Origin of the sequence: Anaerotignum sp. (assembly GCF_017483025.1) — a bacterium.
Lineage (GTDB): Bacteria > Bacillota > Clostridia > Lachnospirales > Anaerotignaceae > Anaerotignum_A.
In genome coordinates this window covers 1-13022 of sequence record NZ_JAFUMA010000105.1, presented here as the reverse complement: position 1 = coordinate 13022, position 13022 = coordinate 1, and the positions used below count along the sequence as shown (strand labels likewise).

The 13022-nt window shown below is 49.3% G+C and carries 13 protein-coding genes and 1 tRNA gene; 2 read left to right on the top strand and 12 right to left on the bottom strand.

What is annotated here, in order from left to right; translation table 11 throughout:
- From IJ369_RS09105 to IJ369_RS09075, 7 genes are all read right to left on the bottom strand, one after another.
- Positions 1-829 (bottom strand): hypothetical protein (locus IJ369_RS09105; RefSeq protein ID WP_330612987.1); only part of this gene is annotated, 829 nt, incomplete at its 3' end.
- Between the two features lie 13 nt (positions 830-842).
- Entirely contained in the window at positions 843-1520 is a 678-nt protein-coding gene (locus tag IJ369_RS09100) for a TIGR01906 family membrane protein (RefSeq protein ID WP_290718330.1), read from the bottom strand.
- Positions 1521-1529: 9 nt separating this feature from the next.
- On the bottom strand, positions 1530-1832 hold the full coding sequence (locus tag IJ369_RS09095; protein WP_290718328.1) for a hypothetical protein: 303 nt from the start codon (positions 1830-1832) through the stop codon (positions 1530-1532).
- A gap of 151 nt (positions 1833-1983) precedes the next feature.
- Positions 1984-2160 carry a hypothetical protein gene (locus tag IJ369_RS09090; RefSeq protein WP_290718326.1) on the bottom strand — a complete coding sequence of 59 codons (177 nt, stop codon included), beginning with the start codon at positions 2158-2160 and terminating at the stop codon, positions 1984-1986.
- Positions 2147-2527: a sulfite exporter TauE/SafE family protein gene (locus tag IJ369_RS09085; protein WP_290718324.1), complete on the bottom strand. Its 381-nt coding sequence runs from the start codon at positions 2525-2527 to the stop codon at positions 2147-2149. The genes IJ369_RS09090 and IJ369_RS09085 overlap by 14 nt, the downstream gene beginning before the upstream one ends.
- Positions 2524-2883 (bottom strand): sulfite exporter TauE/SafE family protein, encoded by a 360-nt coding sequence (locus IJ369_RS09080; protein ID WP_290718322.1) that lies wholly within the window; start codon positions 2881-2883, stop codon positions 2524-2526. The genes IJ369_RS09085 and IJ369_RS09080 overlap by 4 nt, the downstream gene beginning before the upstream one ends.
- Positions 2884-2971: 88 nt before the next feature.
- Entirely contained in the window at positions 2972-3331 is a 360-nt protein-coding gene (locus IJ369_RS09075) for a hypothetical protein (RefSeq protein ID WP_290718320.1), read from the bottom strand.
- 262 nt (positions 3332-3593) lie between these two features.
- Between IJ369_RS09075 and malQ the strand changes: the two genes are divergently transcribed.
- Together malQ and asnB are read left to right on the top strand one after the other, a co-directional pair.
- Complete coding sequence (gene malQ, locus IJ369_RS09070; RefSeq protein ID WP_290718318.1) at positions 3594-5237, top strand: 4-alpha-glucanotransferase; 1644 nt, start codon at positions 3594-3596, stop codon at positions 5235-5237.
- A 79-nt stretch (positions 5238-5316) separates the two neighbouring features.
- Positions 5317-7146: an asparagine synthase (glutamine-hydrolyzing) gene (gene asnB, locus IJ369_RS09065; protein ID WP_290718316.1), complete on the top strand. Its 1830-nt coding sequence runs from the start codon at positions 5317-5319 to the stop codon at positions 7144-7146.
- Between the two features lie 47 nt (positions 7147-7193).
- On the opposite strand, the gene IJ369_RS09060 is transcribed toward asnB, so the two are convergent.
- From IJ369_RS09060 to IJ369_RS09040, 5 genes are all read right to left on the bottom strand, one after another.
- Entirely contained in the window at positions 7194-8069 is an 876-nt protein-coding gene (locus IJ369_RS09060; RefSeq protein ID WP_290718314.1) for a DMT family transporter, read from the bottom strand.
- A gap of 108 nt (positions 8070-8177) precedes the next feature.
- Positions 8178-9905: a phospho-sugar mutase gene (locus IJ369_RS09055; RefSeq protein ID WP_290718312.1), complete on the bottom strand. Its 1728-nt coding sequence runs from the start codon at positions 9903-9905 to the stop codon at positions 8178-8180.
- A gap of 55 nt (positions 9906-9960) precedes the next feature.
- Positions 9961-11469 (bottom strand): PEGA domain-containing protein, encoded by a 1509-nt coding sequence (locus tag IJ369_RS09050; protein WP_290718310.1) that lies wholly within the window; start codon positions 11467-11469, stop codon positions 9961-9963.
- Between the two features lie 122 nt (positions 11470-11591).
- The gene (locus IJ369_RS09045; protein WP_290718308.1) at positions 11592-12581 is read right to left on the bottom strand and encodes a hypothetical protein; all 990 of its coding nucleotides are present in this window, start codon (positions 12579-12581) and stop codon (positions 11592-11594) included.
- Between the two features lie 157 nt (positions 12582-12738).
- A tRNA-Lys gene (locus tag IJ369_RS09040) sits at positions 12739-12811 on the bottom strand.
- Positions 12812-13022: the final 211 nt, after the last annotated feature.

Sequence of the window (13022 nt, the reverse complement as noted above, 5' to 3'; positions counted from 1 at the left end):
CTTTGGTGAAATCCCCTTTGATCTGGATATCGTTACCGAATTTTGCTGTCAGTATCCCCGCCAGCGCCAGCACATAGCCCGTGGTAGTGGGGTCGCCTGTGCCGACTGTCGCTTTGAGGAACAGATTCCCGGGTAAGATGCCCTTCATCAGCCGTTTCAGCAGCTTGCCCAAGGCATTGAAAATGCCTTTTTTATCCTCGATGCTCCAAAGTTCTTTCACAATGGGAGGAATCTTGCCTTTCTTTTCTTCCGCGGCTTCTTCCCCAGAGAAAAACGCATCATCCTCTTCCAGTTCCAGCTGGATATCCATATCCTCTGTGGGAGGTTTTTCTTCTATTTCGGAAAGCTTCACGCGGCGGACTGTTTTCGGCTGTTTCTGTTCCATCCGCTGCTGTTTTACCTTAGGCGGTTCTTTCGTTTTTTCTTCCGTCTTCGCCACAGCAGGTTCTTTCCTCTGTTCTTCTTTTGGAGTCGTTTTTTCCGCTGCCTGAATATCAGGCTTCAATTCCTCTGCTTTTGCAGGCTTTTTTTTCTTAGGCTTCTTTTCCTTTTTCGGCTTTTCTTCTCCGCCGATCAGGTCGAACCAAAGCACCTTCACTTTCAGCTTCAGCGATTCCGCAGGGGTATAATTGCCATCCGCCTTGACCGCCCCGAAGAGCCAGGACACGCCAAAAGAACCGCAAAGCTCCGCCTTCTTTTCCCCTTCCAATCGGTACTTGATTGGCGAAAGCAGCACCACAAGCACGATCAGCAGGAGAAGAACGAGCAGCGCCAGCAGCACAATGCCGATCCATTTTAAAATTCCCAGCAAAATCAGTAAAACTTTCATAACAACAGTCCTTTTATTTCAGCGCCCTTTTCCTGAGCAGCCCCGCCCCAAACCAGAGGATGAAACTGGTCACAAGAAACAGGCCCGCAATGGCATAGGCCGTATCCCGAAAGAAGCCTTCGGGCACGATATTTATGAGTAAATCTGTTTTCGGATTCAATATCCAGTCATCATTATCAAAGAAAATGAGATGGAAATAAGTAAAATACTTGGTGAAATTGGTGGAGACCAGCAAAGCCAATCCCGCCATGCTGCCGATGAAAAGGCCCACGCCCCATTGCAGCATCCTGAGCAGCACTACCCCCTGCTCTTTTGCAAGGAGAGCCGCCGCCAAAAGAACGATGATAACGATAGCCCCTTTACGCAGCTCCATCGCGCCCAGGAACAACCCCTGTACATCCACCATATGGCGTTTTTCTTTCGCATTGAAGAATTCCCGTTCTTCCCCGTCCACGATGGTCTCCACCACCAGGTCGTCCCTATCGCCCTTCAGGTAATCCATCATTTCATCGGTCACATAGAGCAGATCGTCCATCTCCATATGGACTTTCTCCAACACGTTATATTTCGTATATTCCTTTTCAAAATAGCCATCGTTGAAGTAAACCACAGCCTCCACCGATGTGATGAGCACCACAAACATCAGGCAGAAAGCAGCGATCAACCCCATGGCATGATACAAAGCCTTCATTTTCTCACCTTATAGAATCAGTTCTTTTGGGTCGCCGGGGTTTCTTCCCTCTTTCACAGCCTCTTCCGCCATGAAAACCAGCAGGTCATAGGCTTCTCTTCTGCCCATGGCGATGCCTGCAATTTTTGCAGGGCGGTTTTTATACCGTTCGTGGAACAGATCATGGGAAGACATAATTTCCAGTCTGTTTCTGTCCTCAAAATAGACGATACAGAAAAGGTGCAGCACAGGGATACTGCGGCGCAGGCTATAGACCACTGTTTCCAGATTTGTCACATTGCCGCCAACGAATACATTTTCGATCAATTCCACATTTCTGCCCCCTTTCGTCCGATTTCCGAAAAATACCTATAGTTATTAAAAGTATACCATAAATTCCATAGGGAAGATACAAATTTTCGTTTCCTTTTTGAAAAAAGAATCGCAAAAGGACTGCCTTTTCAGACAGCCCTTTTTTTCGCCATTATAACTGCGCCAGTGCCGTTTCCAGCTCGTTCAGCCGATCGATGGGATACATCCGCAGCAATTCTTTATATTGCGTCGCACTCAGCCCCGGCGTTTCCGTGTAGATGGCGATTTTGCCCGCCACGTCGGACTGCGCAAATTTCAGTTTTAATTTAATGAAATCATCCTTTTGCATCCTTGTTTCCTCCTTTTTTCTTTTTGAAAATCTCGCTTAACCCCATCAGAAATAAAAATCCCCCGAATATCTTCTTCAAAATTTCCGATTCCAGAGAGACCGCCAGAAAGGCTCCCGCCGCTGCCCCTGCCAGTCCCATTAGGGCAAGGGGCTTTGCCGTTTTCCAGTCCAGATTGCCTTTTTTCTGGTGGGTGATCAAAGCCGTTATGGCCGTGGGAATGAAATAAATCAGATTCACGCCCTGGGCCTGCTGCTGGTCTATCTCCGTCAGGAAAAGCAAAGCGGGGATCAGGATCGTTCCCCCGCCGATGCCCATGCCGCTGATGATGCCGGAAAAAAAGCCAATGGCCGCTACGCCCCACATCATAGGATCATCCTCACAGCCGCCGCCAGCATGAATGCCCCGAAGATGCGGTGCAGCCAGATGCCGCTGACTTTCGACAACAATTTTGCCCCGACAACACCGCCGGCCAGCCCCCCTGCCGAAGCCCAAAGGGCGATCTGCCAGACCTCGCCCAGCCCCGTTTTCCATAAATAAATGACAAGGGACAAAACGGACAGGGGCAAAATAATGGCGATGGCCGTGGCGTGGGCTTTATGCTCCTCCACCTTTAAAAACCGCTCCATGGCAGGCACGACGATGGTGCCGCCGCCGCTGCCGAAAAGACCATTGGCAAAGCCCGTCACCGTGCCGATCAGTAATTTTTTCCATTTCTGCGTCAAGTTTGCCGCCCCCTTTCCGTTTTAGTATGGAAATCTCCCCCTTTTTTATGCAGAAAAAGGAGAACCCCACTGGATTCTCCTGATTCCGTTACTTTGTTTTACCGTTTGTTGTATTTCCGTTTGTGGTTGTCTTGTTCTGCCCTGTCAGGTCATCCCATGTGTTCCGCAGATCCTGCCCTAACGTAGTGCCGGCATTGGTGCCGTCTGTCCGCATGCCGTAGGTGTTGTAGTAAGCGCCATTGTAGCCTGTGCCGTCATTGATGCCATAGCCATCCCAGTAGGCTGTGCCGCCGCTGGAATAAGTGCCTGTGCCGTCATTGCTTCCATTATAACTGCCATAATTGCCGTTTCTTGTGCCGGCCAGGTTCGCCCCGGCGTTGCCGCAGCCGCCGAAGAGCATCATCGCCAACGCCAACGCTGTAAAAAGTCCTGTTTTCCTGCCAAACATAAAATCCCTCCCAGATTTTCTTTTTGATTTTTGCAAACATTTCAGATTGCCCTGTTATTCTTTGCATATCGGGCAGAAAAAATCCCTGCTTTCATTGGCACAGGCGGCAGATTTTTACAAAACCAAAATCAGAATCCCGCCCTAAAACCTTGTGATTCTTTGAATTCCTTGCTATAATTAAGGTTCGGAAAAATCATTTTGAAAAATATAAACAGATTTTTCAAAAAATTTGTTTTTTATAAAAAAGGAGTGTTTATTTATTATGGCAAAAAGAAGAAGCGGTATCCTCCTGCATCCCACATCCCTGCCCTCCAATTTTGGCGTAGGCGACCTGGGCCAGGCGGCATACACATTCATCGATAAACTGGCAGAAGCCAATCAGTCCCTTTGGCAGGTGCTGCCCCTTGTTCCCACGGACAATGGCGGTTCCCCTTATTCCAGCTGTTCCGCTTTCGCAGGTAACGCCCTGCTCATCAGTCCCGAAAAACTGATGGAAGACGGACTGCTGACAGAAGCGGACCTGCAGGCGGCTTATGTGGAGCCTTCCGCAAGGGTAGATTACAAAAAGGCTTCCGACGCCAAACTGCCCCTGCTGGAAAAAGCTTTCCAGAATTTCAAGGAAGCAGAAAAGCCTGCAGATTATGCAGAATTCTGCGAAAAAAACGCTTTCTGGCTGGATGATTATGTGCTTTACGTGGCACTGAAAAACCACTTCCGTGCAGAACGCGCCGCAGAAGAGACCACAGAAAACTTCGATGCTTTCGCCCAGGAATGTGAAGGTCTGGAACTGACAGATAAACAGATGAAGGATTACTACATCGGCGCAAACTGGGTATCCTTCCCCAAGGCACTGAAAAAACGCAATGTACTGACCCTGAAAAAATGGAGAAAAGAACTGGCAGAAGCCATCGAAAAGGAAACCTTCCTGCAGTATATCTTCCAGAAACAGTGGCAGGCGGTAAAGGCCTACGCCAATGAAAAAGGCATCTCCATCATCGGTGATGCGCCTATTTTCGTGGCCTATGACAGTGCCGATGTCTGGGCAAATCAGAAGCTGTTCCGTCTGGATTCCAAAGGCTTCCCTACCTGCGTGGCAGGCGTGCCCCCCGATTATTTCAGCGAAACAGGTCAGCTTTGGGGCAATCCTCACTATGACTGGAAACAGCATGAAAAAACAGACTTCGCTTGGTGGACTTCCCGTGTACAGAAAACACTGAACGACGTGGATATCCTGCGTATCGACCATTTCCGCGGCTTCGAAGCCTGCTGGGAAGTGGAATTCGGCGCAGAAGATGCCCGCGGCGGCAAATGGGTAAAAGCCCCCGGCAAAAAATTCTTCGCGACCCTGAAAGAAAAACTGGGCGAAAACCTGCCCCTGATCGCCGAAGACCTGGGCACGATCACAGAAGAAGTGCTGGAACTGAGAGAATCTGCAGGTCTGCCCGGCATGCGTATTTTGCAGTTCGCTTTCGGACAGGATAAGAACAATGCTTACCTGCCCCATAGTTATGACAGAAACACCGTTGTTTATACAGGCACTCACGATAATGACACCACAAAAGGCTGGTACGAAACTGCTTCCGAAGTGGAAAAGGATCACTACCGCCGCTACATGAACGTGGATGGCTCCAACGTGGCCTGGGATCTGATCCGTCTGGCTCTGTCCTCCTCCGCAGATATGGCTATCATCCCTCTGCAGGATGTGATGAATCTGGGCAGTGAACACCGTATGAACATTCCCGGCACATCCGATGGCAACTGGGGCTTCACCTTCTCCTTCGACTGGTGGTGGGATGGTTTTACAGACGGTCTGAAATATACTTCCGAGCTGTTCGGCAGAAACATCAAAGAAGAAGAAAAAGAAGCCGAAACTACAGAAGAAACTACAACAGAAGAACAGGCATAATCATTGCTTTTGCATGTCCTTTGTGCTACAGTTAAACTGTAGAAATTTGTGCAATTGACTCTATAAGGAGGAAATATATATGTGCGGCTTTTGCGGCTTTACCGGGCAGATCGCTACGCCCGAAGAAATTCTGGAAAAAATGAAAAATAAGATCATCCACCGCGGTCCCGACAGCGGCGGTTCCCATCTGGGCAACGGCATCGCCATGGGCTTCCGCAGACTGAGCTTTCTGGACTTGGAGGGTGGTCATCAGCCTATCTATAACGAAACAAGAGATATGGTCATCACCTTCAATGGTGAAATCTATAACCATCAGGAAATTCGTGAAGAACTGGAAGCAAAAGGCCATGTGATGGGCAGCCATGCGGATACGGAAGTTCTCATCCACGGCTACGAAGAATGGGGCGAAGACATCCTGCAGAAACTGCGGGGCATGTTCGCTTTCGTCATCTGGGATAAGAAAAACGAAACCCTTTTCGGCGCCCGTGACTTCTTCGGCATCAAGCCTTTCTACTACAGCATCGTAAACGGCAACCTGATCTATGCTTCCGAAATCAAAAGCATCCTGGAACACCCCGATGTGAAAAAAGAAGTTAACCCTCTGGCACTGGAAAATTACCTGACCTTCCAGTACAGCGTTCTGGAAGAAACCTTCTTCAAGGGCATCTTCAAGCTGATGCCCGCCCATTGCTTTACGTTCAAAAACGGCAAAATGGACATCAAACGCTATTGGGAGCCCGTATTTGAACCCGACCACAGCAAATCTCTGGAACAGTATGTGGAAGAGATCGATGCGGCCATGCAGGATTCCATCAAGGCCCATAAAATCGCAGACGTTGAAGTTGGCTCCTTCCTTTCCAGCGGCGTAGACAGCTCTTACGTGGCTGCCTGCTTCAAAGGGGACAAGACCTTCACCGTTGGCTTCGATTATGAAAAATACAACGAGATCGACTATGCAAAGGCACTGTCCGAAAAAATTCAGATCAAAAACCACAGCAAGCTGATCTCCGAACAGGAATACTGGGATTCCATCCCCAGCGTACAGTATCACATGGACGAGCCTCTGGCTGACCCTTCTGCCATCGCCCTCTATTTTGTAACAGGCACAGCGGCCCAGTATGTAAAAACATGCATGAGCGGCGAAGGTGCGGATGAATTCTTCGGCGGCTACAATATCTATCGTGAACCCCACGATCTGCTGCCCCTGACACGCCTGCCCCGCCCCGTCAGAAAAGGTCTGGGCGCGGTAGCAAAAAAACTGCCTAAAATGAAGGGCAAAAACTACCTCATCCGCGGCAGCAAAGACCTGCAGGAACGCTTCATCGGCAATGCTTTCATGCTGAATGAGGAAGAAAGAGAACGTATCCTGAAAAACCCCACAGGCAAATATCACCACATGCAGCTGACAAAGCCTTTCTATGATAAGGTAAAACATCTGGATGATGTAACAAAAATGCAGTACATCGATATCCACTTCTGGCTCATCGGCGATATCCTGCTGAAGGCGGATAAGATGTCCATGGCACACTCTCTGGAAGTACGTGTACCCTTCCTGGACAGAGTGGTATTCGACGTGGCAAGAAAAGTGCCTACAGAATACAAAGTAACAAAGGAAAACACAAAATATGCCATGAGACAGGCGGCCCATCGTTATCTGCCCGATATGGTAGCAGAAAAGAAGAAACTGGGCTTCCCCGTTCCCATCCGTGTATGGCTGAAGGAAGAGAAATATTACAATATCGTCAAAGAAGCTTTCCATAGCCCTGCGGCACAGGAATTCTTTAAGGTAGACGAAATTATGAAATATCTGGACGACCATAAGGCCGGCAAAGCCGATAACAGCAGAAAAATCTGGACTGTGTATATGTTCCTCGTTTGGCATAAACAGTTCTTTGGCAACGCAGCGTAAAATGACAAAAAGACCGATTCTCGAACTATCGAGAAATCGGTCTTTTTTTATATATGTAAAATTTTCTTCCATTCCACCACGGAAAGCAGCACCGCAGAAAACACGATCAGCCCGCCGATCAACACCTTCGGCGTAAAGGGATCGCCATAGAGCACCACGCCACAGAAATACCCAATGACCGATTCCGTGGAAACAAGGATAGATGCATGCACATCGGAAGTATATCTTTGCGCCACGTTCTGCAGGGTATAGGCCACAACAGTATTGAACAGGATCAGATACCCCACAGCTGCCAGCCCTGCTCTGGGAAATACCATTGGAATCCCGCCGAAAATCAGCACCGTCAACACAGAAAGCACCCCTATCGTCAGATACTGGGCAAAGGACATCGCCAGGGGGTTCACCTTTCTGGCAAAGATACCTGTCAGCACGATGATAAAGGAATAGATCAGGGAAAACAACAGTGTCAGCCCATCCCCCAGTTCGACCCTCATGGAGCCATTTAAAGCAATCAGCCCAATGCCCACCAGCGCAAGGGCTCCGGCGCCGAAAGCCTTTAGCCGTGGCCTTTTTTTCAGCACCAGCCAGGAAATGAACGGCACCAGAATCACATAAGTCGTCATCAAAAAGGCCTGCTTAGAGGGTGTCGTATATTTCAGGGCAATGATCTGGATAGGCTGCCCGATAAACAGGATCAGCCCCAGAATCATCCCGGCTTTCCAATCTGCTTTCGAACTGTTTCTCACATGCCGCCGAAACAACAGCCCCATACACAGCGCCGCCATGGGAAACCGCACCGCCATAATGAAAAAAGGCGAGAAGCATTCCGCCGCGATATCCCCTGCTACAAAACCGCCGCCCCAGCAGGCAGCTGCCAGAAGCAACGCCATGTCCGCCAGCATCATTTTCTTTTTCTCGTCCATTTTTCTCCCTTCTTTCCCCTTAAAATTAACCAAAGAATACCACTTATGTCTACCTTTTGCAATACAAAAAAAGAGCTATCCTTTTCAGGATAGCCCTTTCGATTTCTCTTAGATCGCAGCAACCTTTGCTTCGATGTCTTTATCCAGAACGTCAACCTTATCCTGTGCAGCCTGCAGGCTGTCAGCTTTTACGCCGATGTAGAATTTCAGTTTGGGTTCTGTACCGGAAGGACGGATACATACCCATGTGCCATCTTCCAGTGTGTAGTGCAGCACGTCGGAAACGGGCAGAGGGCTGCCGCTTTCTTCGCCTGTTGTCAGGTTTTTGAATACCTGTGTTTTATAGTCTTTTGCTACCACTACTTTGTAGCCGCCCAGTTCAGCGGGTGTATTTTCACGGAATGTTTTCATGATCAGCTGGATGCGGGCCATGCCTTCCAGACCTTTCATTGTCATGGATTTTACGCCTTCGCGATAGTAACCGTATTTTTCATACAGTGCCAGCAGTGCTTCGTACAGTGTCATGCCTTTTTCTTTGTAGTAAGCAGCCATTTCGCAGATCAGCACGGAAGCATAAACAGCGTCCTTGTCTCTTGCGTATGTACCGCCCAGGCAACCATAGCTTTCTTCGAAACCATACAGATATACATGAGAGCCTGTTTCATCGAAGCCTTTGATCTTTTCGCCGATGAATTTGAAGCCTGTCAGAACGTCCATTTTTTCCACGCCGTAAGCTTCGCAGATAGGTGTGATCATTTCTGTGGAAACGATTGTTTTGATCACAACGCCGTTTTCAGGCAGTCTGCCCTGTTCTTTTCTCTGGCTCAGGATATATTCTGTTGCCAGTGCGCCTACGTGGTTGCCTGTCAGGGCAACGAATTCGCCCTTATCGTCTTTTACCATAGCGCCCACACGGTCACAGTCGGGGTCTGTACCGATCAGAACGTCAGCGTCCACTTCTGCTGCCAGTGCCTGTGCCATCACGAATACTTTTGTATCTTCGGGGTTAGGGTAATCCACTGTGGAGAAGGAAGAATCAGGCTGTTCCTGTTCTTTTACGATAAATACGTTTTTGAAGCCTGCCTTTGCCAGATTGCGGCGAACAGGCATATTGCCGGAACCATGCAGAGGTGTGTAAACGATGTTCAGTTTATCGCCCATGCGCTGGATCATTTCGGGGTTCATCAGGGATGCCTGTACGTTTTTATCAAAGGCTTCATCCACTTCTTCGCCGATCAGGTTGAACAGTTTCTTTTCTACTGCTTCTGCCTTATCCATGCGCTGGATCTGGCCGAAATCAGCAACAGCGTTTACTTCTGTAATGATGCCTTTATCTCTGGGCGCTACTACCTGTGCGCCATCAGCCCAGTATACTTTGTAGCCGTTGTATTCGGGGGGATTGTGGGATGCTGTCAGCACAACGCCCGCTGTGCAGCCCAGTTCTCTGACTGCGAAGGACAGCATGGGAACGGGACGCAGGGAAGGATAAACGAAAGCAGGGATGCCGTTTGCAGCAAAGATCAGCCCTGCCACTTCCGCGAATTCAGGGGACATAAAGCGGGAGTCATAGGCGATGGCTACGCCTTTTTCCTGTGTGCCTTCTTTTTTGATGTAGTTTGCCAGACCCTGGGAAGCTTTGCCTACTGTGTACTGGTTCAGTCTGTTGGAGCCGTTGCCGATGATGCCGCGCAGGCCGCCTGTGCCGAATTCCAGTTCCTTGAAGAAGCGTTCCTTGATCTCGTTTTCATCGGTGATGCTTCTCAGCTCTGCCTTTGTTTCCTCATCGATGAAGGGGTCTTCCAGCCACTGCTGGTATCTTACGCGATATTCTTCCATGATGTTTCCTCCTTGATTTTTGTCTTTATATGGATCGCCATGTTTTTCTTTCTTTTTACTGCATGGCTGCATGAAGCGTTGCTGCGCTGCCCTGAATCTGGATGGTCTGTCTGTAATCGGCATAGCCGTCCTTTTCCAGAGTCACGTTATAGGAACCATAGGGCAGGTTCACCTGCATGGGTGCCACGCCATATTCCTCCCCATTAATATAGACCCATGCGCCGTCCACATCTGCTGTGATGGTCAGGGTGCCATACTGGATATCCCTCTGCAGCTCTGCATTGACGGTCAGGGAATCCTGATCCAGCGTCACATGCTGGTTCCACTCTGCATAGCCGTTTTTCAGGATGACCAGATCATATTCGCCCATGGGCAGCACTACGGGGCTTTCCGCCGCTGCGCCGTTGATATAGAGCTTATAATCGCTGACATTGGCGTTCACGATGATCACGCCCACCTTTTCCTGGGCCTTGGAAAGGTCATATTCAAATTCCTCGCCCGCTTCCACCAGGATGGTATCTGTTCTCTTTTCAATATTGGAACCTTCCACGATCACCGTATGGCTGCCTTCCTTGGCTGCGATCTGCATGCCCTCTTTCAGGGGCACTGCCTCTTCTTCATCCAGCTTTAGGGTGCCGTCCTTGATGTTATCTGCATTTTCCACAATGATATAGCCGTGATATTCCTGCACTTCTACGGAATAAACGATATCTTCCACCATCTTCAGCTGCAGCACATCGCAGGGCTCCAGATCCTTCGCTTCGATTTCCTCTTCTTCATAAATGAAAATGGCTTCTTCGCTGTATGCATAGGAAATATTTTCTTCTTTATTGGAAAGGGTGCGGGCTTTCCTGTCCACTTCCAGGCCTGTGGCTTCTTCTGTCTGGATGGCTTCTCCGCTGAAATCCACACTCACAAGAGTCTCTCCATCCTTATCCAACTCTGCCACCACCAGGTCGCCGTCTTTCAGGGTGCCATTGGTATCTGCACGACCGAAGGCATCGGTAAATTTCGTTTCTTCCGTCAGAAGGACTGTCTTTCCTTCTTCCGCAGCGATATCGTAAACAAGGAATTCGCCACCTCCTCTGTCAGCCTGTACCAGCATGGGACTGCCTTCCCCGGAAACTGTCACAGGTGCTTCTTTGCTGGTATGGAAGCCGCAGCGCACCAGGGAAAAACCCAGGATGCAGGCAAGGATGCCCAGAAGGAGGATGAGCTTGGTGGTCTTATGATTCAGGCCAAAGGATTCACCCAGGCCATAAATGCCGCCCTCTTCCTCATATTCTTCCTCTTCCCATTCCTCGTCTTCCTCTTCCTCCAAAACAGGTTCGGGGCGCTTCACAGGCTCCGGCTGTCGGGTATCCCCAAGGCCGTCGTCCTCTTCCGCCTCTTCTGCGGGGGTATCAAATTTCTCCGATTCAAAGGCATCCAGAAAAGCATTGGCATCGCCCAGTTCATCGTCGTCTTCTTTCTTTTTCAGTTCTTTCACTTTTTCATTAATATCATCCAAACGAACAGTCATACCGAAATCCTGTTCATCTTTTTGGAAATGATACTCTTTCATCCGTTTCTCCTCCTTCGGGGAAAAATTTGCAGATTTCTTCATCCTCTATTTTAATCCCTTATCAGAGAAGTTGCAACAACAAAAAAGCGAATAAAGGCCGTTAAGAGAAGCCTCCGCTCCTCCTAACAGCCCCCGGCGATAATGTTTTTCAGTTTTACACCGTTCATTTCTTCCCGCGCCGCTGCTGCCAGCCGCTCCTGCATGGCGGGGGAAACGCAGGCTCTGCGCCGATTATAGTATTCATTGACCAGCCGCAGGAATTTTTCCGGATAGACCAGCATCCCCTGCAGCAGGGTGATATCCGCTGTGGAAAGGGGACAATGTTTTCCATAACTTTCCAGCATTTCATGGATGCCTGCTTCCGTCCCGTTGGTTTTTTTGAGATATCTTCTCAGATAGGCAGCCAGGTCTGCCAGGGGCAGCTCTGTGATGCATTTATCAAAATTCCCTACGAAGATGCGTCCCTTTTCATCCAGTCTGAGGGCTTCCCCCTTGTATGCATTGTGGCAGAATCCCCCTTCCGCTTCTGCCCGTGCCACCGCTTTTCCGTAGCCGCCTTTGCATAACAGTTCCTCCGCTTCCGCTGCCTGGGCCATATACTGGTCATAATATTGCAGCAGCAGCAGGTCGATGGCATCATAGCTGCCCCGTTTATCCTTTCGCCGGCGTACTTTCGCCAGCTCTCCCCGCCGTTTGGCATAGAGCTTCGGCAGGCGGTCATATTCCCAGCGGGCAGCATCACTTTTCAGCCCCTTCGCCGCCTTATGCATCCGCCCCAGGGTATCTGCCCCGCGGATGAAAGCCCCCGCGCCGTCCTCCTCCAATGCCTCCTGGGGCATTACATCCTCCAAAAGATATAATACACTGTCATAACAATAGAAGGGCTCCCCATCCAATGCCCGATAGGAACGGCTGATGTTGCAGAAACCATTTTTCCGCAGCTGTTCCTTCACATCGAAGGCCAGCCGCAGGCTGCCCATGCTGCCCCGAGGCTTTTTCAGCTCCCGTATGCCCATATCCGTGCGGCAGACCAGCCCCGTTCTTGTCCGCGTGCCGTGTTTGAAATGCAGGCCGTATCCTTCCCACAATATTTTTTCATAGATCTCCTCCATACTCACTCCCCCTGCCTTGCCAACGAAAATCGTCTCTGAAATATTCTATGGACGAAGATATAAAAAAAGACCAGATGATTTCATCTGGTCTTTTTTCTCCTGCAACGTGAAACGGGACGAACCAACTCAAAGTTAATCCATCCCGCCTCATATAAGATGCGCCTTCAGGGACTCGAACCCTGGACCCACTGATTAAGAGTCAGTTGCTCTACCAACTGAGCTAAAGGCGCATATCTCAATTGCATAAAATATATTACCACCAACTCGCAGGAATGTCAACTTGTTTCTTAAAAAAAACAACACTTTTTTCAGAAAATCGATGCACAGAAAAATTTTCTTAAAAATATTGAATTTCTATTGCGCACAGATGTCTTTTGTGCTATGGTAGATTTACAAATATATGGTGATTCTTCGGGGCAGGGTGCAATTCCCTACCGGCGG

Coding starts and splice junctions, on each gene's coding strand:
- IJ369_RS09100 (WP_290718330.1), bottom strand. CDS start 1,520: ATGAAGGCTTTGTATCATGCCATGGGGTTGATCGCTGCTTTCTGCCTG.
- IJ369_RS09090 (WP_290718326.1), bottom strand. CDS start 2,160: ATGCAAAAGGATGATTTCATTAAATTAAAACTGAAATTTGCGCAGTCC.
- IJ369_RS09085 (WP_290718324.1), bottom strand. CDS start 2,527: ATGATGTGGGGCGTAGCGGCCATTGGCTTTTTTTCCGGCATCATCAGC.
- IJ369_RS09075 (WP_290718320.1), bottom strand. CDS start 3,331: ATGTTTGGCAGGAAAACAGGACTTTTTACAGCGTTGGCGTTGGCGATG.
- malQ (WP_290718318.1), top strand. CDS start 3,594: ATGGCAAAAAGAAGAAGCGGTATCCTCCTGCATCCCACATCCCTGCCC.
- asnB (WP_290718316.1), top strand. CDS start 5,317: ATGTGCGGCTTTTGCGGCTTTACCGGGCAGATCGCTACGCCCGAAGAA.
- IJ369_RS09060 (WP_290718314.1), bottom strand. CDS start 8,069: ATGGACGAGAAAAAGAAAATGATGCTGGCGGACATGGCGTTGCTTCTG.
- IJ369_RS09055 (WP_290718312.1), bottom strand. CDS start 9,905: ATGGAAGAATATCGCGTAAGATACCAGCAGTGGCTGGAAGACCCCTTC.
- IJ369_RS09050 (WP_290718310.1), bottom strand. CDS start 11,469: ATGAAAGAGTATCATTTCCAAAAAGATGAACAGGATTTCGGTATGACT.
- IJ369_RS09045 (WP_290718308.1), bottom strand. CDS start 12,581: ATGGAGGAGATCTATGAAAAAATATTGTGGGAAGGATACGGCCTGCAT.